This window comes from Daejeonella lutea, assembly GCF_900168015.1.
In the GTDB taxonomy this organism is placed as follows: Bacteria; Bacteroidota; Bacteroidia; order Sphingobacteriales; family Sphingobacteriaceae; genus Daejeonella; species Daejeonella lutea.
The window spans coordinates 1-24,295 of sequence record NZ_FUYR01000009.1 but is presented as its reverse complement, the minus strand read 5'-3'; the positions used below and the strand labels follow the sequence as shown (position 1 = coordinate 24,295).

Here is a 24,295-nt window from a genome sequence, read left to right as displayed (position 1 = left end):
GAGAAGATGAGAAAATATTATGGTGGCAAACTTAAAGGTAAAAAGATAGCGGTCTGGGGTCTGGCATTTAAACCGGAGACAGACGACATTCGCGAGGCACCATCATTGTACATTATTGATGAATTGCTGAACGACGGCGCTGAAGTGAGTGTTTTTGATCCGGAGGCTATGGACCATGTAAAAAAGCTCAAGGGAGACACGGTTGAATTTGGAGACAATCAGTATGATATTTTGAAAGATGCGGATGCACTGATGATCGTTACCGAATGGTCGGTATTCCGCACACCTGATTTTGACAAGATGAGCGATTTCATGAAGAGCAAGGTTATATTCGACGGGCGGAACTTGTATAATCTGCAGAAGATGATCGACTGCGGATACTATTATAATAGCATCGGCAGAAAGGTAATAAGTTAATTATGGCAAGAAAACGCATATTGATCACTGGCGCCGCCGGCTTCTTGGGATCCCATTTATGTGATCGTTTTATTAAAGAAGATTTTGATGTTATTGCCATGGACAATCTCATCACAGGTGATCTTCGGAATATTGAACATTTGTTTCCTCTTGAGAACTTTGAATTTCATCATCATGATGTGTCTAAATTCGTGTATGTTTCGGGAAATGTGGATTATATCCTTCATTTCGCTTCTCCAGCCAGTCCTATCGATTATTTGAAGATCCCTATACAGACGCTTAAAGTAGGCTCTTTGGGTATTCATAATCTATTGGGTTTAGCAAGATCTAAAAAGTCCAGACTCTTAATTGCTTCTACTTCTGAGGTATATGGCGATCCTACTGTCAATCCCCAACCAGAAGAATATTGGGGGAATGTAAACCCCGTAGGACCCCGGGGAGTTTATGACGAGGCAAAGCGTTTTCAGGAGGCAATGACCATGGCATACCATACTTTTCATGGTCTGGAAACCAGGATTGTCAGAATATTTAATACCTACGGTCCACGCATGAGACTCAACGATGGCCGCGTATTGCCAGCGTTTATTGGGCAGGCACTCAGGGGTGAAGATTTAACAGTGTTCGGCGACGGATCTCAAACTCGTTCATTTTGCTATGTTGACGACCTCGTCGAGGGTATTTATCGCCTCCTTTTCTCTGATTACAGCCAGCCGATGAATATTGGCAATCCCGATGAGATCACTATTCGCGAGTTTGGGGAAGAGATAATAAAACTTACAGGAACCAAGCAGAAGATGGTCTTTAAGGAACTTCCAACGGATGACCCTAAGCAAAGACGACCGGATATAACCAAAGCTCGGAAGATCCTAAATTGGGAGCCCAAAGTAGGAAGGGCTGAAGGTTTGAAGATAACTTATGAATACTTCAAGTCCTTGCCTGAAAAAGAAATAAATCACAAAGACTTTACTTATTACAATAATAAATGATAGCCGGAACGAAAATTCTGGTCACCGGCGGTACAGGTTATATTGGCTCACACACGGTAGTTGAGCTAATAAATTCCGGCTACCAGCCAGTGATCGTTGATAATCTCAGTAACTCAAGTTTGCAAGTCCTTAAGCAGATAGAAGGGATAACGGGTGTTAATCCTGAGTTCTTCAACTTCGACTTAAGCGACAAACAACGAATTGACAATCTGAGGAAAATTCACCCGGATATTGAGGGGATAATACATTTCGCAGCGTTCAAAGCGGTTGGTGAATCGGTTGAACAGCCGCTGAAATATTACCGTAACAATATATATCCCCTTGTTAATTTGCTAGATTCTTTTTCAGAACAAAAGGTAAATTTCGTGTTCTCATCTAGTTGTACAGTTTACGGAGAGCCCGACCAATTACCGGTTACTGAAAGCTCACCAGTTAAGCCTGCTGAGTCTCCTTACGGAAATACAAAGCAAATCGCGGAAGATATTTTAAGAGATACTGCAAAGGCAACTCATAATTTACGGGTGACAGCATTAAGATATTTTAACCCGGTGGGTGCACATGCTTCAGCGCTTATTGGGGAACTTCCGATTGGCGTTCCTCAGAATCTTGTTCCTTTTATCACGCAGTCTGCGATTGGCAAGCGGGGTGCTATCACCGTATTCGGAAATGATTATAACACGCCGGATGGCTCCTGTATCCGTGATTATATTCATGTAGTTGACCTGGCGAAGGCTCACATTGCGGCTCTGAAGAATATGGAAAACACTGCTCAGGGAAAAACTTACGACGTTTACAATGTAGGGACCGGGAATGGCAACACTGTTCTTGAGATTATTAAAGCATTTGAATCAACAACAGGAGTTAAGTTAAACTATACTATTGGTGCACGAAGGAGCGGCGATATTGAAAAGATATACGGCGATGTCAACAAGGCTGAAAAAGAGCTGGGTTGGAAGGCCGAACTTGGTCTTCCAGAGATGATGAGCTCCGCATGGGCCTGGGAAAACTATATTAAACAACATCCATTTTAACAAATATTGAAATGAAGAAAGTGTTAATTACAGGCGGTGCAGGATTCATCGGTTCACATGTTGTCCGGCGTTTTGTTAACACCTACCCGGATTATGAGATTATCAATCTTGATAAACTTACCTATGCCGGGAATTTGTTAAATCTCAAGGATGTTGAAACACGATCTAATTACCGCTTTATAAAAGGTGATATAGTTGATGCGGAGTTTATAAACAAGCTTTTTGCCGAGGAAAAAATAGATGCTGTCATTCATCTGGCCGCTGAATCTCATGTCGACCGCTCTATTAGTAACCCCACTGATTTTGTTCTGACAAATGTGGTGGGGACGGTAAATCTTCTAAACGCTGCCCGAATTACCTGGAAAGAGGATTATAAAAACCATCGCTTTTACCATGTTTCAACCGATGAAGTATATGGTAGTCTTGGTGATGATGGTCTGTTTACTGAAAACACAGCTTATGATCCGCATAGTCCATACTCGGCATCAAAAGCAAGTTCTGATCATTTTGTGAGAGCATATCATGATACGTATGGAATTGATACGGTTATATCCAACTGCTCCAATAATTATGGTTCTTTTCACTTTCCGGAAAAACTAATACCACTATCTATACACAATATAAAGAACTTCTGGTCCATCCCAGTTTATGGAAAAGGAGAAAATATTCGTGACTGGCTGTGGGTGGAAGACCATGCCCGCGCAATTGATGTCATATTTCACAATGCGATCCCCGGAAGCACCTACAATGTTGGCGGTCACAATGAGTGGAAGAATATTGACCTGATCAAATTATTGTGCAAAATAATGGATGAAAAACTGGGGCGTGAATTGGGAACATCTGAAAGATTGATAACATTTGTTACTGATCGGGCAGGTCATGATCAGCGATATGCTATCGACTCATCCAAGCTACAGCATGATCTGGACTGGACACCAAGCCTTCAGTTTGAAGAGGGGCTGGCGAAGACTGTAGATTGGTATCTTGAGAATGAGGAATGGCTTCAGAATGTAACCTCTGGAGAATACCAATCTTATTATACAAGTCAGTATAAAAGCAGGTAATTACTCGTAGCGTAAGGATTCAACCGGATCAAGCTTCGATGCTTTGATGGCGGGATAAAGGCCGGATATAAGACCAACCCCAATACACAGCGTTAAACCGAGGATGGTCCAGGCCCATGGCATAATAAATGCCCCGCCCATGATCATCGAAAGGAGGTTGCCAATCAAAATACCTAAAAACACGCCCGTAATTCCACCCATCAGACAAATAACAATTGCTTCAATTAGAAACTGACGCCTGATAACCAATGGAGTGGCACCGATAGCTTTGCGTATACCAATTTCGCGCGTACGCTCGGTGACTGATACAATCATAATGTTCATCAATGCGATTGCGGCACCAATTAAAGTAATCGTTCCAATAACAATTCCACCCCAGCGTACATATCTTAAATTGTCGATGAAAGTCTGTGCTATCGCATCACTTTTTGTTATCTCGAAATTATTCTCGTCACTTACCTTTAAATTCCTAACGTTTCTGAAGAGCGCAGTAGCTTCGCCTATTGCAGCTTCCATCTGCGCTGGATCCTCACCTGTGACGGAGATTGTATAGGAAGGATTAGTGATTGACATAACCTGTTTCGCTCGCAACAGTGGTATTACACAGACTTTATCGCCACCAAAACCTACACTTGATCCCTTTGCTTTTAATACGCCAATAATGCGGAATTTATTATTTCCCAGGTGAATAACTTTGTTGACAGGATCTGTATTAGGGAATAATCGGGTTTTGATTTCATCACCGATAAGAACCACGCTCGTACCGTACTGAAGTTCTGATTGCGAGAAATTTCTTCCGCCAGCCAGTTTGTATCCCGCAGATAAAAGGTAATTTTCATCAGCTCCAAGTATCGATATATTGGGATTGGTTTTCTCATTGCCATATTTTACTGTCCCGCCAAAAGAGGCAAAAACATTGACAGAAATCATGGCAGGAAAAGTGAAACTGTTTTTAAATTCAGTTGCCTGGCGATAATCTATCGCTTTATATCGTTTCGGTCTTTGACCTCCACCACCAATGCGGATACCAATACCCCTGTTTCTGATGGTAAATGAGTTGGCTCCCATACTAGAAAAAGTGTTCGTCAACGAACCTTCTATTGCTTCAATGGATGTGAGGATACCAACTAATGCTGTTATTCCAATGGCAATTATTATTGCAGTTAAAAATGTCCGCAGCTTGTTTCCTTTTACGGATTGCATCGCCACTTTAACATTTTCAGAATAATTCATCTTTGCTGCCATCGTATAAATATAAAAAGTCCTGCCGGTTTGACGGCAGGACTTTACCAATTGTTACAATATATTTTTTAGACTGAGAATGAAGTTCCGCAACCACAAGTGCTGCTTGCATTTGGATTACTGAAAGTAAAACCACGTGCGTTCAGTCCATCCTGGAAATCCACCTGCATTCCCGCCAGATATAGGCCATGGGCTTTATGCATAAAAACCCTAATGCCATCTATGAAATATTCCTGATCTCCGTCTTTCTGCTGATCAAAACCGAGAATATAATTCATACCGGCGCAGCCACCACCCTCAACGCCTAAGCGAAGGCCGTAATCTTCTCCAAGTTCCTGCTGCTGCATGAGCTTTTTTATCTCTTTTTTAGCACCATCCGTTAAACTAACTGGAGCTGCAGCGGTTGCAAATTCTGTACTCATATTTCTTTTAAAATGATATAACAAATATACGTGAAATTGCTCACTTTTGTGCTGACCACCGGCTTTTTGACCATCTGTTAACAAATACATCATTCATGAATTCAATTGCTTACCTTCTTGAAATAGTTGAAATCGCCGTTGCGGGAGTCATAGTATTTTTTGTGGGATGGGTTTTTGTGAAAGCTTATCTTGATCAGAGGTTTAACTTCCGGATGATTGAATTCAAAAAAGAGAGTCTAAAGCAAACGCTGCCACTGAGGCTGCAGGCTTACGAACGAACTGTTCTTTTCCTCGAAAGGATCAATCCATCGAATATGCTTATCAGGCTCCATGTTGCCGGGATGAGTGCGAAGGAAATGCAGAATCTCATTATTTCAGACATTAGGGCCGAATACCAGCATAACATATCCCAGCAGTTATATGTAAGTTCAACAACCTGGAACGTAGTTAAAAAAATTAAAGATGATACAATAAGTATTGTGAACAGCGCAGTAAAGGCGCTACCAGACTCTGCGACGTCAGGTGACCTAAGTAAATCAATTTTACTTCATCTAGCCGGCCTTGACACAGAGAATCCCTATGAAATAGCTTTGAATATTGTGAAGAAGGACGTTCAGGCATTATTCTAACAATATGGAGCCAAAGAAAATTACGACGACATCAGGAATTGAAATTAAAGAGGTTTACTGCAAGCCAAAAACGCTCGAACAGCCTGGAGAGTTCCCTTTTACCCGTGGTATTCAAAAAGATATGTATCGCGGTCGATTATGGACCATGCGGCAATATGCTGGCTTCTCAACCGCAGAAGAATCTAACAAAAGATATCATTACCTTCTATCACAGGGAACTACAGGTTTGTCTGTGGCATTTGACCTTCCCACTCAAATAGGATATGATTCAGATCATGTGATGGCTGAAGGGGAGGTAGGCAAGGTAGGTGTAGCTATCGACTCGTTAAAAGATATGGAACTTCTGTTTAAGGGAATCGACCTTCAGAAGGTCACCAGCTCCATGACGATAAATGCCACCGCACCAATTCTTCTGGCAATGTATATTAGTCTTGCAAAGAAACAGGGTGCTGATCTTAAACTGATTTCCGGAACTGTTCAAAATGATATATTAAAGGAGTACGCAGCAAGGGGAACATATATCTACCCTCCAAAAGCTTCGATGCGTTTAATTACTGATGTATTTGAGTATTGCAGCCAGGAAGTGCCGAAATGGAATACGATATCGATCTCCGGGTATCATATTCGAGAAGCGGGGTCTACTGCTGTGCAGGAACTCGCGTTTACCCTGGCAAATGGTAAAGCATATTTGCAGGCAGCAATAAGCAAAGGACTTGACATAAATGTATTTGCAAAGAGACTATCGTTTTTTTTTAATTGCCACAATAATTTCTTCGAAGAAATTGCAAAGTTTCGCGCAGCGAGAAAGATGTGGGCTGAAATAACTAAATCCCTTGGTGCAACAGATCCGGGTGCTCAGAAGTTACGATTTCATACACAAACAGGAGGTTCGACTCTGACTGCTCAGCAACCACTTAACAATATCATCAGAGTAACCAACCAAGCGTTGGCAGCGGTATTGGGTGGAACACAGTCACTTCATACGAATGGATATGACGAGGCCCTCTCCCTTCCAACTGAGGCTGCCGCAAAGATCGCTTTGAGAACTCAGCAAATCATTGCATTTGAAAGTGGGGTGGCCGATACTGTTGATCCCCTGGCAGGGTCCTACTTTATTGAAGCTCTGACAGATGAGATTGTGAAAGAAGCATGGCGATATATTGAAATCATTGACTCAAAAGGTGGCGCTGTGAATGCTATAGAAGAAGGTTACATACAGAATGAAATTGCAAACTCGGCCTACCAGTATCAAAGAGATATCGAAAGCGGGGAAAGGACACTGGTTGGTGTCAATAAATACACGGACAAGGAAAGTCTGAATATGGAGGTTTTTCGTGTCGATGACTCGATTCGTGAATTGCAGCAGGCTAAGCTAAAAACTTTGAAATCAGAACGAAATAATGAGGAGGTTACAAGCGTTCTACAAGCCCTGGCATTGTCGGCAAAGGATGGAAGCAATACGATGCCATTTATTCTTGCGGCCGTAGAAGCCTATGCCACTTTGGGTGAAATTGCCGACGTTTTACGGAAGGAATTTGGAGAATATTAAGCAGGATGGAAAAAATAAAAAGTATTAAAGCCAAAGTCTCGATCCTTCTGATCGCTGGATATTGTGCGGTTTCATTGATATTCGGATGCTCGCCCAGATTGCAACTATCTAATTCTGATAAGGCACTTTATCCAATTTCGTCAGAAATTCCAAAAGACAAATCGATCACTGATTTCTATCTGCCCTATAAAGTACGCCTTGACTCAATGATGAAGGAGGTTGTTGCTGTTTCAGCGATAGAGATAAGTAAGGCCAGGCCAGAGGGTCCTTTAAACAATCTTATGGCTGACGCTATGGCTGATGCGGGCAAATCTGAAAATATCCCATTTGACATCGCATATACAAATTACGGAGGACTCAGAATTCCCCTTCCTAAAGGAAATATTCCTTTGTTCAAGGTGTTTGAACTAATGCCATTCGAAAATCTTATCACTACAGTGAAATTTAGCGGGACAGATTTGAAAAGCTTTTTCGATTATATTGCCGCTGGTGGTGGGGATCCAATCTCCGGTGCAACATTCAAAATAAGCAACAAAAAGGCTACGGATATAAAGATAAACGGACAGCCATTTGATGTCAACAACTCCTATACCGTCCTCACATCTGATTATATGGCAAATGGTGGGGATGGTGGGGCAATTTTTTTAAAAGCTACTGACAGAAAAGAATACAACATTAAACTTCGTGATGCACTTGCAAATTACCTGAGGAAACAAAATAAGGCCGGTGTAATAATTAATCCAATCAAAGATGGCAGAATCACAGTTGAATAGACGGGATTTCATCAGAGGAACCGCTGCTGGTGCGGCCTTGCTGGCTTTAGGCATTGGACCTGAAAGCGTTTATGCAGGTGATGATGTGGTTAAACTCATTTTTCTCCATACCAATGATGTTCATAGCCGGATCGATCCTTTCCCTATGGATGGGTCAAGGAATCAGGGAATGGGAGGGGTTGCAGGACGTGCATCTCTTATTAAAAAAATACGTCAAGAAGAAAAAAATGTGCTTTTGCTTGATGCGGGAGATATATTTCAAGGAACGCCGTATTTCAATTTTTACGGAGGTGAACTTGAAATAAAAATGATGAGCATGATGGGCTATGATGCCGGAATAATGGGGAATCACGATTTCGACAATGGAATCGAAGGTTTTCATAAACAATTACCCCATGCAAATTTCCCCATCCTCAATGCGAACTACGATTTTTCTGATACTTTATTGAATGGCAAAACTCAGCCGTATAAGATCTTTAAAAGAGACGGCTTGAAAATAGGAGTTTTCGGACTTGGAATTGAACTGAATGGCCTCGTGAACAAGCAACAGTATGGCAATACCATTTACATGGATCCTTTGCCAAAAGCGTTGGAGATGGAAAGGTTTCTTAAGCTCGACCAGCATTGTGATCTGGTCGTCTGCCTGTCACATCTGGGCTACAAATATGACAGTTCGAAAGTATCAGACCTGGTGATCGCCAGGAACACCAATTTTATCGATCTGATCATCGGCGGACACACCCATACGTTCATGGACAAACCTGACTCAATTCGCAACCTGAAAGGCACTGAAACGCTCGTAAATCAGGTCGGATTTGCGGGTATAAATCTGGGCAGGATTGATTTTATTTTTCAGCGAAAAAATGCCAAAAAAATAAGTTATTCATCTGACTTGCAGAGTATTAAAACTAATTTCAAAATTTAGTTTTTTAATCGGAATTTTTTCTGAATATTCGATGTTCCTAAGAGTTATTAACATTTCTCACGGCATCAGTTGTAAATCAGATTATTAGTAAAATTATATGGAAAAAACTTGTACACAGGTATGGAATAATTGCCTCCAGATCATTAAGGATAATATCCCAGCTCAGAGTTTTAAAACCTGGTTTGAGCCGATAAAAGCCTTACGTCTAGATGGTAACGTATTGACCATACAGGTGCCGAGTTTGTTCTTTTACGAATGGCTGGAGGAGCACTATGTTGGTTTGCTCAGAAAGACCGTAAAAAAGCAGTTGGGAGAGGAGGGAAGACTCGAATATAACATCGTTGTGGAAAAGTCTTCGAACAGTATTCCATATACAACCAATATGCCTTCAAATGGCAATGGCGCAGAGGGGAAAAACCAGTCGATGCCAATGCCGATTTCTTTGAATAAAGACATCAAAAATCCCTTCGTTATTCCAGGATTAAAAAAACTGCAGGTCGATCCGCAGCTTAATCAGAATTACACGTTTGAGAATTTCATCGAAGGCGATTGCAACAGGCTTGCACGATCAGCTGGTTATGCTGTTGCTGGCAAGCCCGGCGGTACTTCATTCAACCCTTTAATGATTTACGGTGGTGTTGGCTTAGGCAAGACTCACCTTGCCCAGGCTATAGGAAATGAGATCAAGCGGACCCTAACAGACAAGCTGGTGCTTTATGTGTCCTGTGAGAAGTTTACTCAGCAGTTTGTTGATGCACTGAAAAACAATAATATAAATGACTTTGTGAATTTTTACCAGGCGATGGACGTCCTCATCATGGATGATGTACATAACTTCGCAGGTAAAGAGAAAACTCAGGATATTTTCTTTCATATCTTCAATCATTTGCACCAGTCGGGGAAGCAGTTGATTATTACTTCAGACAAGGCACCAAAGGACCTTTCTGGGCTGGAGGAACGCTTGTTATCACGTTTCAAATGGGGGCTTTCTGCAGATCTTCAGATTCCGGACCTGGAAACAAGAATGGCGATCCTGAAAAAGAAAATGTATTCAGACGGTATTGAGCTTCCTGGTGAAGTAATAGAATACGTAGCTCACAATATTGACAATAATGTTCGTGAACTTGAAGGGGCGATGGTTTCATTGCTTGCACAATCTACGCTGAACAAGAAAGAGATAGATTTGAATCTCGCTAAATCGATGTTAAAGAATTTTATCAAGAATTCTAGCAAAGAAATATCGATGGAATATATTCAGAAATTAGTTTGCGAGTATTTCGAAGTGCCAATTGAGATGGTAAAGTCAAAAACACGTAAACGTGAAATCGTTCAAGCGCGTCAGATCTCTATGTATTTGGCGAAGCTGCACACCAAAACTTCCCTTAAGTCAATTGGTGCGTTCTTTGGTGGCCGCGATCATTCAACGGTTATTTATGCCTGTCAGACCGTTGACGACCTAATTGATACCGATAAGAAGTTTAAGGGTTATGTAGCCGATATTCAGAAGAAATTGAAGATGAGCTAATCATCTTTTCTGTATTAATACGATCCCGCTGTTAAACTGGCGGGATTTTTTATTTTACGATATGAAACGAACATTTGTACTTTCACTTTTCCTACTAGCCAGTCAAATTTTATTCGCCCAACAACCAGGATCGGTAAATGAAGAAGTAAAGAGGACGGTGGAAACTTTATTCCAGGGAATGCGAAAGGGCGATAGTGCGATGGTAAACTCAACGTTTTCTAAGGGTATAGTGATGCAAACGGTTGTCGACAACAAGGGCAAAATAGAAGTGAGATCAGGTGATCCGGCAGGATTCTTAAAGTTTGTGGGTTCACCTCACAAAGAAATTTATGATGAGCGGATTACTTTCGACAGGATTCAGGTTGATGGTGATTTGGCGAATGTCTGGACCAGCTATAAATTCTATATCGGAGATAAATTCAGTCATTGTGGGGTGAATTCAATGACACTTGTAAAAGAAGAGGGAGCCTGGAAGCTGCTTCACATTATTGACACACGTCGAAAAGAAAATTGTCCCTAAGCTATTTGAGCAATCCCAGCTTTACCAGGGCATAGAACGCACCGCTGGTATGGAGAGCCTGACCAAGTTTGTTTTTAAGAACCAAGTCCTTCAATTCATCTAGACTCACAAGCTCTATAATTATTTCCTCTCCCCTGTCAAGGCTCTGTTCTGACGTTTTCTTCCCGCCTGTGGCCAAGAAGCAATGTGTTTTGTTGGTCGCTGTAGCGGGATTAGCATATAGTTCCGAGAGAAATTCAATTTGTTCAAACTCATAACCCGTTTCTTCCAGCAGCTCTCTACGTGCCGCTTCTTCGATACTTTCACCCTCTTCTATAACACCGCCAGGCAGTTCGAGAACTTCTTCGCCCGCGGCGTGCCTGTATTGTCTAACGAGGATTACCTGATTATCGCTCGTAAGTGCAATTACATTTACCCAATCAGGATATTCCAACACATAATAGTCTGGGATCACAGTTCCGTCAGGCATCCTGCAGGTGTCAACTCTTAGAGTAGCCCAGGGAGCCCGAACGAGGTATTTAGAGGATATCGTTTCCCAGTCGAGGTTATTCATTTTTATAGATGCGAGATTCTAGAAGCGAGTTCTTTCCGCCATTCCACTTTTCACGTTCAACTGTCCACTTACCATGAGCCACTGGCGCCGCCACCACCAAAGCTTCCGCCGCCAAATCCGCCGAAACCACCGCCGCCTCCACCGAATCCACCACCACCGCCGGAAAATCCACCGAAGCCTCCGCCACCGCCGCTTCCACGCCCTAATTGGGAACCAAGTAATAACCACCAGAACGGACTGGCACTTCCGCGACCACCAATTACCTGGCTACCGCCTCCTCCACCTCCGCCACGTTTGATTGCGGCAAGAATAAGAACAATAAAAATGACTATAAATGGTACAAATGAGCTTCGGGACTTTTTCCGTGCTTTGGGCGTATCGTTCTTATACTCCCCTTTCGTATAAGAAATGATAGCATCAGTTCCCTGGTTGATCCCGGCGAAATAGTCACCAGATTTAAAGTTTGGGGTGATTTCGTTTTCAATAATTCGTCGTGCAATGGCATCAGGCAACGCACCCTCTACACCATAGCCCGTTTGAATGGTTACCTTTCGATCTCCCAATGAAACTAACAAAACAACACCGTTATTATTCTTTTCGCCCCCAACACCCCAGCTTTCGGCAAGCCGTTGGGTGTAATCAGCCACATCATATCCTTCCAGTGACTTGATTATAACTACAGCAATCTGAGTAGATGTCGAATCATTGAAAGACACCAGTTTTTGTTCAAGCCGATTTACCTGATCTGAACTAAGGGTTTGCGTATAATCATTTACTAAGCGGTTTGGCTTTGCCGGAAATGTTTGGGCAAAGGCAAGCGTATTGACCAGGAGAAGGAGAAGAGTATAAAGGATATATTTTAATTTCATTTCGAACTTGCGTTGAATTAGGTAAGAACCCATTATTTGCCGTCCATAAAGGAGATATCATTTGGCAGCTCATTGATGTCACTGTCATGATACGGGAAGAATGTCTGTAGCTGCTCGCCAGCCAGTTTCACGCCGGTAACTATACCGCCTACAAGGTCGTGATCTTTAAACCTGCTAAGCATTGCATCTTTTGTACTGTTCCAGAAATCGTGAGGAACAAGTTTGTTTATTCCCTCATCACCAATTATTGCAAATTGATGATCGTCGGTTGCTACGTAGATCAATACACCATTCCTTTTAGCAGTTTTGTGCATGTCGAGCTTCTTAAAATAATTTGCAGCTCTATCTAACACAGGCTCACTGCAGGTCTTCTCGATACAAACACGGATTTCGCCGGATGTAAACCGTTCTGCAGCTTCCACTGCCGCGCTGACGCGCTGTTGCTCTTGTTCACTGAAAATTCCCATGGCGTAAATATGAATCGTCCCGGGCGGACCGGGACGATCTGTGTAATAATGTTTATTATCGCTTAAAATTCAACTTTTGGAGCATTGCTTGCGCCTGCATCCGCTTTGAAATATCCTTTTTGCTTGAAGCCAAACATACCTGCTGTCAGGTTGTTCGGGAAAGTGCGGATTTTTGAGTTGTATGTCTGCGTCACTTCATTGAATTTTTGACGCTCAACGGTAATACGGTTTTCGGTTCCCTCAAGCTGAGACTGAAGTTCCAGGAAATTCTGGTTAGCTTTTAATTCTGGATAAGCTTCAACAGTAGCTAATAACCGTCCTAAAGACTGGCCTAACTGTCCTTGAGCAGCCTGGAACTGAGCGATTGACTCCGGCGTTAAGTTGGTTGGGTCAACTTGAATCGAACTTGCTTTAGCACGGGCCTCAGTTACATCAGTGAGGGTCTTCTGCTCAAAGTTTGCAGCTCCCTTTACGGATGCTACTAAATTTGGAATTAGGTCTGCACGACGTTGGTATACGTTTTCAACCTGGCCCCATTGAGCGGTCACCTGCTCGTCTAGTTGCACCATACTGTTGTATCCGCATGAGCTAAGGGAAAGCACTGCGAAGAATCCAATGACTGTGAATATTAATTTTTTCATGTTTTAATTATTTTGTTTTTAATGGTTATGAAACTATCATGATCTTGTTTTCATTTTGTGATATGAATGGTTAAATCACGATGGTTTCATGTTTGTGAGTTTAATTTTTAAATCTACAGCATAGGAATCAATTTTCATACCTTTGTTACACCTCCGGGATAATACCCGGCAAATATTTATGATAAAAGAGATTGAACTGGTCCTTTTACCGGAAAATGCAAATGATCAAAGCGCAATCAGAGAAGCTGCTGTAAAAGCACTAAACCTGCCCGCAGCGCGTATTCTTCACGTAAAACTTATTAAAAGATCAATCGACGCCCGCGGTAAGACAGTGGTCTATCGTTTGAAAGTGAATGCTTACATTGATGAAAGTCCATCACCTGAAGTTTTTACTACTAGGTACCAAAATGTCAGCGACAAAAAGCCGGTTTTGATTGTAGGAGCCGGGCCTGCCGGATTGTTTGCCGCTGTGAGATGTATCGAGCTTGGCCTTAAACCTGTAATTGTGGAGCGCGGCAAGGATGTGAAACAGCGCCGGCGCGACCTTGCCCTGATAAACCGGGAGGGTGTCATTAATCCTGATTCTAATTACTGCCATGGTGAAGGGGGGGCAGGCACTTATTCGGACGGTAAACTATACACTCGTTCTAATAAGCGTGGTGACATTCAGTATGTTCTAAAGGCCTTGGTAGCTCACGGCGCGAGTGAAGACATTCTTATAGATGCGCGCCCACATATCGGAACAAACAAACTTCCGGGTATTATCACATCTATCCGCGAAAGCATACTCAACGCTGGGGGCGAAGTGAATTTTGATTGCCGTGTTACTGATTTGATTGTTACCAACAGCAAAATAGCGGGCGTTATTTGTGGAGATAAAGCATTTTCGGCTGAATCGGTCATTTTGGCAACCGGCCATTCGGCGCGTGATATTTACTATCTTCTGAGAAAGCACAATATCAGGGTAGAAGCAAAGCCTTTTGCATTAGGTGTAAGAATTGAACATCCCCAGGTAATTATTGATAAGGCACAGTATCATTGTGATGTCCGTGGCGAATATCTACCTCCATCAAATTATAGCCTGGTCGACCAGGTAGACGAACGGGGTGTATTTTCATTTTGTATGTGCCCCGGTGGTATCATTGCACCTTGTTCTACGGAACAGAATGAAATTGTGGTCAATGGCTGGTCTCCGTCCAAGAGGAATAACCCATTCGCAAACTCTGGAACAGTTGTGCAAATTAATCTCGATGATGTTCCGGGTGACCCGGGCGACCCATTCAGACTCCTGGAGTTCCAGGCTGCAGTCGAAAAATCGGCTTACGATGCTGGAGGCGGAAACCTGGTGGCTCCCGCTCAGCGGATGATAGATTTTGTAAACAACAGACTGTCTACTGATCTGCCAGTCAATTCATACATCCCGGGTGTGAAGAGCGCAGACCTGGGTTCAGTCTTGCCGCCTTTTATTCATAAGCGTCTTCAGAAAGCACTGCCGGCTTTTGGAAAGAAAATGAAAGGATATTATACCAATGAGGCTATTCTGGTAGGTGTTGAATCGAGAACATCATCACCAGTTCGCATTCCACGCGATAAAGACACCCTACAGCACACTGAGATTTCCGGGCTGTTTCCCTGCGGTGAAGGGGCGGGGTATGCAGGAGGCATTGTATCTGCAGCCATTGATGGCATGAACTGTGCGGATGCTGTTTTCAGATCTAATAACTGAACTAATGATATCAAGTAAATTAGAAAAAGCACTTCACGAAACTTTGTCGGGCCAGCCTTGGTATGGAATGGCTGTGTACAGTTTACTGGAACGTGTTGATCCTGCAAATGTACATGACAAGAGCCGCGGTCCACATAGTATAGCGGATATCCTAATGCATATGACCGCCTGGACAGAGGAGGCTACGGAACGGCTCAAAGGGAAGTTTGCTTCGAATCCTGCACGTGGCGACTGGCCAGATCCGGGAAGTAGATCGTGGGCCGAGCTTGTTGAGTTGTTTGCTTCTGCCAACGAACATTTGAAAGAAAGCATTGTTAAAATGGATGAAGATATGTTTATAAAGGAGGTGAATGATGACCGATATCCTGAAATAGCTGAGAAAGGAACTCACCAGGAATTAGTTGAGGGGATAATTCAGCATCATATATACCATTCTGCCCAGATTGCATTATTGAACAAATAGCATGAAGAAGACACTTATACTCGGAGCGACAGATAATCCATCCAGATATGCTAATCTGGCCGCAAGCCGGCTTGTTGCTCACGGGCATCCGATTGTTAACATCGGGATCAAGCAGGGCGAGGCTGCGGGTGTAGAAATTGAAAAGGCTGGTGAAGTCTATAATGATATTGATACAGTAACCTTATATGTGGGCCCTCAAAACCAACCCGAATACTACGACTACATCATAAAAACAAAACCGAAGCGTATCATCTTTAATCCCGGTACGGAGAATGAAGAGCTAGAGGACCTGGCAGAAGAAAACGGGATAGAGACGCTTCATGCATGTACCCTCGTAATGTTATCTACCAGACAGTATTAAGGTTCTAGGTTATGCTTTGATTCATTATCCTAATTTCCTTCGGGAAATAGTTATTCATTCGGTTTCCAAGCATTTTTGCCCAACCGAGTGGGTGGCCCTGGTAGCAAAAAAGCGCCCAACCCATTACGTTCGTTTCAAGTTTTAGCTCATCGCGCTTCAGGTACGATATGGCCTGCTCACGGGTTACTTCAATCCGTTGTACACTTCCATTTAATATAAGACTTAAAGCAAGCTCGTGGTTTGGTACAAGATCTTTGCCCATAACCTTGCCCAATCTAACTCCAGATTTTTTGAGATATAAGTTCGACTGCAGATATTGAAGGTCAGCCTCGTGTTCCTTATTTATGGCAAAGAAATCGTCTTGCAGGCCCAGGATTCTCAGATCTAGCTCCGGTTTCAGCCAATTCCGTATAATTGATTCACTGTGTTGATTTATTCTGGTTTCTTTTGCCCGTTTTATCTGTGCTTCGGGAGATGGGCCGGTCTTTCTGAATGCCGCAATAAAGAATCCTTCACCTTTTACTTTATGCGGATAGAACCGGTAGCCATAGCATTTGTGCTTAGCCGACAAGGTCTCTTCAATTCCCCATTCCATTTCGATAGGAATTTGTATCGACGATAGCCCGAACGAGTCGCACAGCCAGTCTGATATGTCTTCGTTTTCCTGTTTCGAATAGCTGCAGGTAGAATATATTAAAGTCCCCGATTGGAGCAATGCCGGGTAGATATCTGCAAGAATCCGTTGTTGACGCTGGCTGCATAACAGTACCGCACTCTCAGACCACTCATTTATAGCATCAGGATCCTTTCTGAACATTCCAGATCCGGAGCATGGAGCATCAACAACAACAATATCAAAGTAGGCACCCAGGCGCTTAAAATCTCTTGGATCATTATTGCTCACAAAAGTGTTGACCGGACCCCATTTGGTTAGATTATCTGTGAGTACCGGGACACGGGTTTTTATTATCTCATTGGATAAGAGAAAACTATCTTCATTAATTAAGGAACTGATAAGTGTGCTTTTACCGCCGGGTGCTGCACAAAGATCCAGCACCTTATTTGATGCATTTAGATCTGTGGTGTGTTTTAGCACGTGTTCGAGGAACATTGAGGAAGCCTCTTGCACATAATAACAGCCCGCGTGGAATAAAGGATCTGCAGTGAACGACGGGCGCTCGTTGAGATAGCGTCCAGCAGGACACCATGGTATTTCCTTTTGTTCCTGAAATGCAGAAGATGGTTTGAAGTTGTTCAGTCTGATTGAAGTCAGCTGTTCGCCACTTTCGTGGGATTTTATAAACTCTTCCCCTTCGATGTTATAGTTTTGAATCAATGATCTTATAAATGCGGACGGGAGTTTATTGCTCATAATTAGATATACGTTTCATTGGTTCGGTAAGTGCTACAAAGGTATTTAAAATGAGTTGTTATTGGTTTATAAGTGCTGCCACGACAGACCCGTGCCTGGACTTTTTCTTGATGGTCTTTATGTTTATAAGAACAGAAGCTGCATGTTCCCTTACAACAAACTTAATTCGAATGGCCTATTGTTATAGGAGTTTAGGATTAGGAAGCAATTAATTTTTTGGAAAGCAGGGCCCTGTGGTCCTTCGGCTGCTTCAGCCGGGTGCTCTGCGGTAGTTTTGCGAATGCTGTGGAAATCTCGAATCGTATTCCTTGAGCGCAAAAGCTACCGCTGCCGCCCCCGTTTATTCTAGTTGACACTGTGCTTTTGGGCTTCAGGCAACGACCTCAGCCGCCCTGGTTGCTGGTCAGTGATATCGACAATGCACTTCCTAGATACAAAATAAGATTATTTACTTCAGACCGATTGGCGCCACAAGCATTGTCACTAGATCTTTTTGGCCCCAAGTAAGCCATTCTTATGAGTGCGTTTAAACGGCAAATGAACGGCAAATGAACGGCAAATGCAGCCGACTTAATGCAGACTTAATAAAGTCCTTATATATGTTAGTTTTCCAGGGAAGGCTTGGGCAGGGCAGCCTTACGTCTGGAAGGGGTCTGATAGGGACCATGTTCGGCGATCTTCCATCAACTGAGGTGTTGAACGAAGGATTCCCCCGTGTAGACCCATCCAGCCCTTAGTTAGATATCTTCCAGTTTAAAGTGACTGAGCAGCGCATGATCGAATGCCTGGATAGCTGTATTATTTTTTCCGGCTTGTTCCCAGCGACTTATGTTTATTGATGGAATTAAAAGCACTTCCCCCTTGCAGGGAAGGTTGAATGTTGTTACCTTTGCATCCCGCAACAGAGAGAAGCGGGTTGTTTTTTGAAGAGTTTTAGAGTTTTAGTGGGTATTGGGGATACGAAAGGTTGTCAGCTGATCGTTTGAGAAAATGCCAACCTGGAATGGGTCAGCGGAGAGAGATAGTGAGAAGGAGCTGATTTCCAGAGAGAACAAAAAAACTTTAAAATAAATTTTGCAGAGGTCAGAAAGAATCCTACCTTTGCAGTCCCAAACAAAACGGGAACAAAACAAAAGCGGAGAGCGCGATGCTCGAAGCGAACCAAGATGAAAGTTTAAAAGGTAGCAATACCAGATAAATATAAGCATGCACCGCGAAGGGAAATGCGCACCGTTCTTTAAAGAAATGTCAATAGAAGTATAACGAGTAGAGACCTTATGGTCTTGAAGTTAAAGCGAGAATAGAATACAATAATAACTAGTTCTATTTGAGATATAATAGGGCTAGGACAAACTAAGCATTTTACAATGGAGAGTTTGATCCTGGCTCAGGATGAACGCTAGCGGCAGGCCTAATACATGCAAGTCGAACGAGATTGAGGAGCTTGCTCTTCATGAAAGTGGCGCACGGGTGCGTAACGCGTATGCAACCTACCTTAATCAGGGGGATAGCCTCTCGAAAGAGAGATTAACACCGCATAAAATCACAAGCTGGCATCAGCAAATGATCAAATATTTATAGGATTAAGATGGGCATGCGTGACATTAGCTAGTTGGTAAGGTAACGGCTTACCAAGGCTACGATGTCTAGGGGATCTGAGAGGATGACCCCCCACACTGGTACTGAGACACGGACCAGACTCCTACGGGAGGCAGCAGTAAGGAATATTGGTCAATGGAGGCAACTCTGAACCAGCCATGCCGCGTGCAGGAAGACGGCCCTACGGGTTGTAAACTGCTTTTATACGGGAATAAACCTCTTTACGTGTAAAGAGTTGAATGTACTGTAAGAATAAGGATCGGCTAACTCCGTGCCAGCAGCCGCGGTAATACGGAGGATCCAAGCGTTATCCGGATTTATTGGGTTTAAAGGGTGCGTAGGCGGCCTATTAAGTCAGGGGTGAAAGACGGTGGCTCAACCATCGCAGTGCCCTTGATACTGATGGGCTTGATTACACTTGAGGTAGGCGGAATGTGACAAGTAGCGGTGAAATGCATAGATATGTCACAGAACACCAATTGCGAAGGCAGCTTACTAAGGTGTTAATGACGCTGAGGCACGAAAGCGTGGGGATCAAACAGGATTAGATACCCTGGTAGTCCACGCCCTAAACGATGAATACTCGATGTTAGCGATATACAGTTAGCGTCAAAGCGAAAGCGTTAAGTATTCCACCTGGGGAGTACGCCCGCAAGGGTGAAACTCAAAGGAATTGACGGGGGCCCGCACAAGCGGAGGAGCATGTGGTTTAATTCGATGATACGCGAGGAACCTTACCCGGGCTTGAAAGTTACTGAAGTATCCAGAGATGGATGCGTCCGCAAGGACAGGAAACTAGGTGCTGCATGGCTGTCGTCAGCTCGTGCCGTGAGGTGTTGGGTTAAGTCCCGCAACGAGCGCAACCCCTATGTTTAGTTGCCAGCATGTTATGGTGGGGACTCTAAACAGACTGCCTGTGCAAACAGAGAGGAAGGAGGGGACGACGTCAAGTCATCATGGCCCTTACGTCCGGGGCTACACACGTGCTACAATGGATGGTACAGAGGGCCGCTACCTGGTAACAGGATGCCAATCTCAAAAAGCCATTCACAGTTCGGATAGAGGTCTGCAACTCGACCTCTTGAAGTTGGATTCGCTAGTAATCGCATATCAGCAATGATGCGGTGAATACGTTCCCGGGCCTTGTACACACCGCCCGTCAAGCCATGGAAGTTGGGGGTACCTGAAGTACGTAACCGCAAGGAGCGTCCTAGGGTAAAACCGATAACTGGGGCTAAGTCGTAACAAGGTAGCCGTACCGGAAGGTGCGGCTGGAATACCTCCTTTCTAGAGCGCTTTAACTGCGCTTGTTATACTTCTTTGATTTTCTTTATTAAAAAACAAAAGACAACCCAAAAGATGAGCCATTAGAAGTGCTCCATTTTGAGAAGCGGGAATTGACCAGGGAGAGGGAAAGTGAGAACTCAAACTCAATACCCACAAAAAAGTCATTACTACAGAGTCCCGTAGCTCAGTTTGGTTAGAGCACTACACTGATAATGTAGGGGTCAGCAGTTCAAATCTGCTCGGGACTACATCTGGAAGTTTTAGGTTATAGGTTATAAGTTATAGGTCGCAGGACGGAAAGCTTACGACTCAGAACTTAGAACTTACAACTTATCTAAGGGGGATTAGCTCAGCTGGCTAGAGCACCTGCCTTGCACGCAGGGGGTCAACGGTTCGAATCCGTTATTCTCCACGTTGCTTCAAAATACAGAAGCAAAACGTTCTTTGACATATTGGAAAAAAGTAATTGAAAGAGAAGACAACAGTAGGGATGTTGTTGAAACGATTGAGGTACTTGGAAATGAAGAATATTGGCACTTGTGTCTTTGTTCTTTGCTCTTTGTTCTTTGATCCGGAAGATAACACTCAACAAAAGCATTCTGACTGAGCAAAAGGCAGTCAGAAGAAGAAAGTAAGAAAGGGCACACGGGGGATGCCTAGGCTCTCAGAGGCGATGAAGGACGTGATAAGCTGCGATAAGCTTCGGGTATTAGCAAATATGAATTGATCCGAAGATTTCCGAATGGGGAAACCTAACTAGTTGAAGACTAGTTGCAATAATGCGCAAACCCGCTGAACTGAAACATCTAAGTAAGCGGAGGAAGAGAAAACAATAGTGATTTCCTGAGTAGTGGCGAGCGAAAGGGAAAGAGCCCAAACCGGCTATGTTACGGCATAACCGGGGTTGTAGGACTACGACATGGTATAGTAAAGTGAAGTGGAATGGCTTGGGAAAGCCAATCATAGAGGGTGAGAATCCCGTACACGTAAGTGATACTAACCTAGTAGGATCCTGAGTACCGCGAGGTCGGAGACGCCTTGTGGGAATCTAGCGGCACCATCCGCTAAGGCTAAATACTCCTGAGAGACCGATAGTGAACTAGTACCGTGAGGGAAAGGTGAAAAGAACCGCGAATAGCGGAGTGAAATAGAACCTGAAACCGTGTGCTTACAAGCGGTCGGAGCAGACTTGTTCTGTGACGGCGTGCCTTTTGCATAATGAGCCTACGAGTTACTCCTCTCTGGCAAGGTTAAGTGATTAAGTCACGAAGCCGAAGCGAAAGCGAGTCTGAATAGGGCGTATAGTCAGAGGGGGTAGACGCGAAACCTTGTGATCTACCCATGAGCAGGTTGAAGGTGCGGTAACACGTACTGGAGGACCGAACCGATAAACGTTGAAAAGTTTCCGGATGACTTGTGGGTAGGGGTGAAAGGCTAATCAAACTGGGAAATAGCTCGTACTCCCCGAAATGTTTTTAGGAACAGCGTCAGTATTAAGTTTCATAGAGGTAGAGCTACCGATTGGGTGCGGGGGAGTCAAATCCTACCAAATCCAGACGAACTCCGAATGCTAATGAAATATGACTGGCAGTGAGGCGCGGGGTGCTAAGGTCACGCGCCGAGAGGGAAAGAACCCAGACCATCAGCTAAGGTCCCCAAGTATACGCTAAGTTGAACTAACGAGGTCCGATTGCACAGACAGCTAGGATGTTGGCTTGGAAGCAGCCATTCATTTAAAGAGTGCGTAACAGCTCACTAGTCGAGCGATCGGGCATGGATAATAAACGGGCATTAAGTGTATCACCGAAGCTATGGATGTGTATTTATACACGTGGTAGGGGAGCATTCTGATATCAGTGAAGCTATACGCGTCAGCGGTGGTGGAGAGATCAGAAAAGCAAATGTAGGCATAAGTAACGATAAGGCGGGAGAGAAACCCGCCCACCGAAAGACTAAGGTTTCCTGATCAACGCTAATCGGATCAGGGTTAGTCGGGGCCTAAGGTGTACCCGAAGGGGGAAGCCGATGGACAATGGGTTAATATTCCCATACTTTTTATAACTGTGACGCGGTGACGGAGTAGTGAAACTGTCGCGATCTGACGGAATAGATCGTTAAAAGGCGTAGGTATAGGACTGGTAGGCAAATCCGCTGGTCTTGCTGAAACCCAATAGTACTGCAAACCTTCGGGGGCGTAGATAGAACAGGTAATCAGACTTCCAAGAAAACCCGCTAAACTTCAGGTTATAAAAACCCGTACCGTAAACCGACACAGGTAGTCGAGGAGAGAATCCTAAGGTGCTCGAGTGAATCATGGCTAAGGAACTCGGCAAAATGGCCCTGTAACTTCGGGAGAAGGGGCGCTGTCAGCAATGGCAGCCGCAGTGAAAAGGCCCAGGCGACTGTTTAACAAAAACACATGGCTTTGCAAAATCGAAAGATGAGGTATAAGGCCTGACACCTGCCCGGTGCTGGAAGGTTAAGAGGGGATGTTAGTCGCAAGGCGAAGCATTGAATCGAAGCCCCAGTAAACGGCGGCCGTAACTATAACGGTCCTAAGGTAGCGAAATTCCTTGTCGGGTAAGTTCCGACCTGCACGAATGGTGTAACGATCTGGGCGCTGTCTCAGCCATGAGCTCGGTGAAATTGTGGTATCGGTGAAGACGCCGGTTACCCGCAACGGGACGGAAAGACCCCATGCACCTTCACTACAACTTAACATTGATATTGGATACAGGATGTGTAGGATAGGTGGGAGTTAGTGAAGCGGCTTCGCCAGGAGTCGTGGAAACAACCTTGAAATACCACCCTTTCTGTATACGGTGTCTAATCCCGCTCAGCGGGAGACATTGTTTGGTGGGTAGTTTGACTGGGGTGGTCGCCTCCAAAAGAGTAACGGAGGCTTTCAAAGGTAAGCTCAGTACGCTTGGTAACCGTACGGGGAGTGCAATAGCATAAGCTTGCTTGACAGTGAGACAGACAAGTCGATCTGGGTCGAAAGACGGATATAGTGATCCGGCGGTTCTGCATGGAAGGGCCGTCGCTCAAAGGATAAAAGGTACGCTGGGGATAACAGGCTGATCTCCCCCAAGAGCTCATATCGACGGGGAGGTTTGGCACCTCGATGTCGGCTCGTCACATCCTGGGGCTGGAGAAGGTCCCAAGGGTTCGGCTGTTCGCCGATTAAAGTGGCACGCGAGCTGGGTTCAGAACGTCGCGAGACAGTTCGGTCCCTATCTGTTGTGGGCGTTGGAAGTTTGAGTGGGGCTGTCCTTAGTACGAGAGGACCGGGATGGACAAACCGCTAGTGAATCTGTTATGGCGCCAGCTGTACTGCAGAGTAGCTACGTTTGGAATAGATAAGCGCTGAAAGCATCTAAGTGCGAAACTAGCCACAAGATGAGACTTCCATTGAGGGTCGTAGAAGATGACTACGTTGATAGGTTACAGGTGTAAAGGTGGTGACATCATAGCCGAGTAATACTAATTGCCCGAAGCTTTCTTCGTGCTCCATTTACTGGAACACAAGGCAGATAGACTACTAGCAATAGTAGCTAAGAATATATTGTTGTTTTCTTTCTCAAGTACTTTTTCCTGTATGTTAAGATATTAGTGAAGTTAAACGTAATACGTTTTACGTTATACGTTGGAAAACGGATAGGGTACGCTCGCAAGAACGTACAACGTATCACGTACAACTTCCAAAACCTTCAGGTGCCTATATCGGCGGTGTCCACCTCTTCCCATTCCGAACAGAGAAGTTAAGCCCGCCAGAGCCAATGGTACTGCCGTAACAGGTGGGAGAGTAGGTCGGTGCCCAATTTTAAACGAAAGCTCAGTACTTCATTGTACTGGGCTTTTTTTGTGGACCGTG

At 44.1% G+C, this 24,295-nt stretch carries 21 protein-coding genes, 2 tRNA genes and 3 rRNA genes; 19 read left to right on the top strand and 7 right to left on the bottom strand.

Annotation, left to right across the window (positions count from 1 at the left end):
• The 4 genes from B5X60_RS18065 to rfbB form a co-directional block, all read left to right on the top strand.
• On the top strand, window positions 1-417 hold a 417-nt coding region (locus B5X60_RS18065), incomplete at its 5' end, for a UDP binding domain-containing protein (RefSeq protein ID WP_245803563.1).
• A gap of 2 nt (window positions 418-419) precedes the next feature.
• The gene (locus tag B5X60_RS18060; protein ID WP_079704142.1) at window positions 420-1,403 is read left to right on the top strand and encodes a UDP-glucuronic acid decarboxylase family protein; all 984 of its coding nucleotides are present in this window, start codon (window positions 420-422) and stop codon (window positions 1,401-1,403) included.
• On the top strand, window positions 1,400-2,434 hold the full coding sequence (gene galE / locus B5X60_RS18055; RefSeq protein ID WP_079704141.1) for a UDP-glucose 4-epimerase GalE: 1,035 nt from the start codon (window positions 1,400-1,402) through the stop codon (window positions 2,432-2,434). Before B5X60_RS18060 ends, galE begins: the two co-directional genes overlap by 4 nt.
• A gap of 11 nt (window positions 2,435-2,445) precedes the next feature.
• Complete coding sequence (gene rfbB / locus B5X60_RS18050; RefSeq protein ID WP_079704140.1) at window positions 2,446-3,498, top strand: dTDP-glucose 4,6-dehydratase; 1,053 nt, start codon at window positions 2,446-2,448, stop codon at window positions 3,496-3,498.
• On the opposite strand, the gene B5X60_RS18045 is transcribed toward rfbB, so the two are convergent.
• Both B5X60_RS18045 and B5X60_RS18040 read right to left on the bottom strand, forming a co-directional pair.
• Window positions 3,499-4,743, bottom strand: a complete 1,245-nt coding sequence (locus B5X60_RS18045) for an ABC transporter permease (RefSeq protein WP_079704139.1) — start codon at window positions 4,741-4,743, stop codon at window positions 3,499-3,501.
• Window positions 4,744-4,808: 65 nt separating this feature from the next.
• The gene (locus tag B5X60_RS18040) at window positions 4,809-5,162 is read right to left on the bottom strand and encodes a HesB/IscA family protein (protein ID WP_079704143.1); all 354 of its coding nucleotides are present in this window, start codon (window positions 5,160-5,162) and stop codon (window positions 4,809-4,811) included.
• Window positions 5,163-5,257: 95 nt separating this feature from the next.
• On the opposite strand from B5X60_RS18040, the gene B5X60_RS18035 reads away from it, so the two are divergent.
• The 6 genes from B5X60_RS18035 (at window position 5,258) to B5X60_RS18010 (ending at window position 11,083) form a co-directional block, all read left to right on the top strand.
• Window positions 5,258-5,791 (top strand): DUF7935 family protein, encoded by a 534-nt coding sequence (locus B5X60_RS18035; RefSeq protein ID WP_079704138.1) that lies wholly within the window; start codon window positions 5,258-5,260, stop codon window positions 5,789-5,791.
• A gap of 4 nt (window positions 5,792-5,795) precedes the next feature.
• Window positions 5,796-7,340 carry an acyl-CoA mutase large subunit family protein gene (locus B5X60_RS18030; RefSeq protein ID WP_079704137.1) on the top strand — a complete coding sequence of 515 codons (1,545 nt, stop codon included), beginning with the start codon at window positions 5,796-5,798 and terminating at the stop codon, window positions 7,338-7,340.
• A gap of 5 nt (window positions 7,341-7,345) precedes the next feature.
• Window positions 7,346-8,113, top strand: coding sequence for a 5'-nucleotidase C-terminal domain-containing protein (locus B5X60_RS18025; protein WP_079704136.1), 768 nt, complete (start codon window positions 7,346-7,348; stop codon window positions 8,111-8,113).
• Window positions 8,091-9,038 (top strand): bifunctional metallophosphatase/5'-nucleotidase, encoded by a 948-nt coding sequence (locus tag B5X60_RS18020; protein ID WP_079704135.1) that lies wholly within the window; start codon window positions 8,091-8,093, stop codon window positions 9,036-9,038. Before B5X60_RS18025 ends, B5X60_RS18020 begins: the two co-directional genes overlap by 23 nt.
• Window positions 9,039-9,135: 97 nt before the next feature.
• On the top strand, window positions 9,136-10,563 hold the full coding sequence (gene dnaA / locus B5X60_RS18015; RefSeq protein ID WP_079704134.1) for a chromosomal replication initiator protein DnaA: 1,428 nt from the start codon (window positions 9,136-9,138) through the stop codon (window positions 10,561-10,563).
• A 61-nt stretch (window positions 10,564-10,624) separates the two neighbouring features.
• Complete coding sequence (locus tag B5X60_RS18010; protein WP_079704133.1) at window positions 10,625-11,083, top strand: nuclear transport factor 2 family protein; 459 nt, start codon at window positions 10,625-10,627, stop codon at window positions 11,081-11,083.
• A gap of 1 nt (window position 11,084) precedes the next feature.
• Here B5X60_RS18010 and B5X60_RS18005 read toward each other — a convergent pair whose 3' ends face one another.
• The 4 genes from B5X60_RS18005 to B5X60_RS17990 all read right to left on the bottom strand — a co-directional run bounded on the left by B5X60_RS18005 (window position 11,085) and on the right by B5X60_RS17990 (window position 13,613).
• A complete protein-coding gene (locus B5X60_RS18005) occupies window positions 11,085-11,636 on the bottom strand; it encodes an NUDIX hydrolase (RefSeq protein ID WP_079704132.1) in 552 nt (183 codons plus the stop codon).
• A 68-nt stretch (window positions 11,637-11,704) separates the two neighbouring features.
• Complete coding sequence (locus tag B5X60_RS18000; RefSeq protein ID WP_139377529.1) at window positions 11,705-12,505, bottom strand: TPM domain-containing protein; 801 nt, start codon at window positions 12,503-12,505, stop codon at window positions 11,705-11,707.
• A 32-nt stretch (window positions 12,506-12,537) separates the two neighbouring features.
• Window positions 12,538-12,972 (bottom strand): TPM domain-containing protein, encoded by a 435-nt coding sequence (locus B5X60_RS17995; protein ID WP_079704130.1) that lies wholly within the window; start codon window positions 12,970-12,972, stop codon window positions 12,538-12,540.
• A gap of 62 nt (window positions 12,973-13,034) precedes the next feature.
• Window positions 13,035-13,613 (bottom strand): LemA family protein, encoded by a 579-nt coding sequence (locus B5X60_RS17990; RefSeq protein WP_079704129.1) that lies wholly within the window; start codon window positions 13,611-13,613, stop codon window positions 13,035-13,037.
• 178 nt (window positions 13,614-13,791) lie between these two features.
• On the opposite strand from B5X60_RS17990, the gene B5X60_RS17985 reads away from it, so the two are divergent.
• Genes B5X60_RS17985 through B5X60_RS17975 form a run of 3 tightly spaced genes read left to right on the top strand, consistent with a single transcriptional unit; the run spans window position 13,792 to window position 16,163 of the window.
• On the top strand, window positions 13,792-15,339 hold the full coding sequence (locus B5X60_RS17985; RefSeq protein WP_079704128.1) for an NAD(P)/FAD-dependent oxidoreductase: 1,548 nt from the start codon (window positions 13,792-13,794) through the stop codon (window positions 15,337-15,339).
• Between the two features lie 4 nt (window positions 15,340-15,343).
• Window positions 15,344-15,802, top strand: coding sequence for a DinB family protein (locus tag B5X60_RS17980; RefSeq protein WP_170878495.1), 459 nt, complete (start codon window positions 15,344-15,346; stop codon window positions 15,800-15,802).
• A gap of 1 nt (window position 15,803) precedes the next feature.
• On the top strand, window positions 15,804-16,163 hold the full coding sequence (locus B5X60_RS17975; protein ID WP_079704126.1) for a CoA-binding protein: 360 nt from the start codon (window positions 15,804-15,806) through the stop codon (window positions 16,161-16,163).
• 4 nt (window positions 16,164-16,167) lie between these two features.
• Here B5X60_RS17975 and B5X60_RS17970 read toward each other — a convergent pair whose 3' ends face one another.
• The gene (locus B5X60_RS17970) at window positions 16,168-17,535 is read right to left on the bottom strand and encodes a methyltransferase RsmF C-terminal domain-like protein (protein ID WP_079704125.1); all 1,368 of its coding nucleotides are present in this window, start codon (window positions 17,533-17,535) and stop codon (window positions 16,168-16,170) included.
• Window positions 17,536-18,134: 599 nt separating this feature from the next.
• On the opposite strand from B5X60_RS17970, the gene B5X60_RS17965 reads away from it, so the two are divergent.
• From B5X60_RS17965 to rrf, 6 genes are all read left to right on the top strand, one after another.
• Window positions 18,135-18,272, top strand: coding sequence for a hypothetical protein (locus B5X60_RS17965; protein ID WP_170878494.1), 138 nt, complete (start codon window positions 18,135-18,137; stop codon window positions 18,270-18,272).
• Window positions 18,273-18,899: 627 nt separating this feature from the next.
• Window positions 18,900-20,421: ribosomal RNA gene (locus B5X60_RS17960) — 16S ribosomal RNA — on the top strand.
• Between the two features lie 173 nt (window positions 20,422-20,594).
• Window positions 20,595-20,669: transfer RNA gene (locus B5X60_RS17955), tRNA-Ile, on the top strand.
• Window positions 20,670-20,759: 90 nt separating this feature from the next.
• Window positions 20,760-20,833 (top strand) — tRNA-Ala (locus tag B5X60_RS17950).
• Between the two features lie 212 nt (window positions 20,834-21,045).
• A 23S ribosomal RNA gene (locus tag B5X60_RS17945) occupies window positions 21,046-23,928 on the top strand.
• A 203-nt stretch (window positions 23,929-24,131) separates the two neighbouring features.
• Window positions 24,132-24,243, top strand: a 5S ribosomal RNA gene (rrf, locus tag B5X60_RS17940).
• Together the 16S, 23S and 5S rRNA genes with 2 tRNA genes alongside form the textbook arrangement of a ribosomal RNA operon.
• Window positions 24,244-24,295 lie beyond the last annotated feature (52 nt).

Excerpts from the sequence above, each read along its gene's own strand:
- B5X60_RS17970 (WP_079704125.1), bottom strand. The coding sequence starts at position 17,535 with ATGAGCAATAAACTCCCGTCCGCATTTATAAGATCATTGATTCAAAAC.
- B5X60_RS17995 (WP_079704130.1), bottom strand. The coding sequence starts at position 12,972 with ATGGGAATTTTCAGTGAACAAGAGCAACAGCGCGTCAGCGCGGCAGTG.
- B5X60_RS17990 (WP_079704129.1), bottom strand. The coding sequence starts at position 13,613 with ATGAAAAAATTAATATTCACAGTCATTGGATTCTTCGCAGTGCTTTCC.
- galE (WP_079704141.1), top strand. The coding sequence starts at position 1,400 with ATGATAGCCGGAACGAAAATTCTGGTCACCGGCGGTACAGGTTATATT.
- B5X60_RS18040 (WP_079704143.1), bottom strand. The coding sequence starts at position 5,162 with ATGAGTACAGAATTTGCAACCGCTGCAGCTCCAGTTAGTTTAACGGAT.
- rfbB (WP_079704140.1), top strand. The coding sequence starts at position 2,446 with ATGAAGAAAGTGTTAATTACAGGCGGTGCAGGATTCATCGGTTCACAT.
- B5X60_RS17980 (WP_170878495.1), top strand. The coding sequence starts at position 15,344 with ATGATATCAAGTAAATTAGAAAAAGCACTTCACGAAACTTTGTCGGGC.
- B5X60_RS18010 (WP_079704133.1), top strand. The coding sequence starts at position 10,625 with ATGAAACGAACATTTGTACTTTCACTTTTCCTACTAGCCAGTCAAATT.
- B5X60_RS18000 (WP_139377529.1), bottom strand. The coding sequence starts at position 12,505 with ATGAAATTAAAATATATCCTTTATACTCTTCTCCTTCTCCTGGTCAAT.
- B5X60_RS17965 (WP_170878494.1), top strand. The coding sequence starts at position 18,135 with ATGTTAGTTTTCCAGGGAAGGCTTGGGCAGGGCAGCCTTACGTCTGGA.
- B5X60_RS18020 (WP_079704135.1), top strand. The coding sequence starts at position 8,091 with ATGGCAGAATCACAGTTGAATAGACGGGATTTCATCAGAGGAACCGCT.
- B5X60_RS18045 (WP_079704139.1), bottom strand. The coding sequence starts at position 4,743 with ATGGCAGCAAAGATGAATTATTCTGAAAATGTTAAAGTGGCGATGCAA.
- B5X60_RS17975 (WP_079704126.1), top strand. The coding sequence starts at position 15,804 with ATGAAGAAGACACTTATACTCGGAGCGACAGATAATCCATCCAGATAT.
- dnaA (WP_079704134.1), top strand. The coding sequence starts at position 9,136 with ATGGAAAAAACTTGTACACAGGTATGGAATAATTGCCTCCAGATCATT.
- B5X60_RS18030 (WP_079704137.1), top strand. The coding sequence starts at position 5,796 with ATGGAGCCAAAGAAAATTACGACGACATCAGGAATTGAAATTAAAGAG.
- B5X60_RS18025 (WP_079704136.1), top strand. The coding sequence starts at position 7,346 with ATGGAAAAAATAAAAAGTATTAAAGCCAAAGTCTCGATCCTTCTGATC.
- B5X60_RS18035 (WP_079704138.1), top strand. The coding sequence starts at position 5,258 with ATGAATTCAATTGCTTACCTTCTTGAAATAGTTGAAATCGCCGTTGCG.
- B5X60_RS17985 (WP_079704128.1), top strand. The coding sequence starts at position 13,792 with ATGATAAAAGAGATTGAACTGGTCCTTTTACCGGAAAATGCAAATGAT.
- B5X60_RS18060 (WP_079704142.1), top strand. The coding sequence starts at position 420 with ATGGCAAGAAAACGCATATTGATCACTGGCGCCGCCGGCTTCTTGGGA.
- B5X60_RS18005 (WP_079704132.1), bottom strand. The coding sequence starts at position 11,636 with ATGAATAACCTCGACTGGGAAACGATATCCTCTAAATACCTCGTTCGG.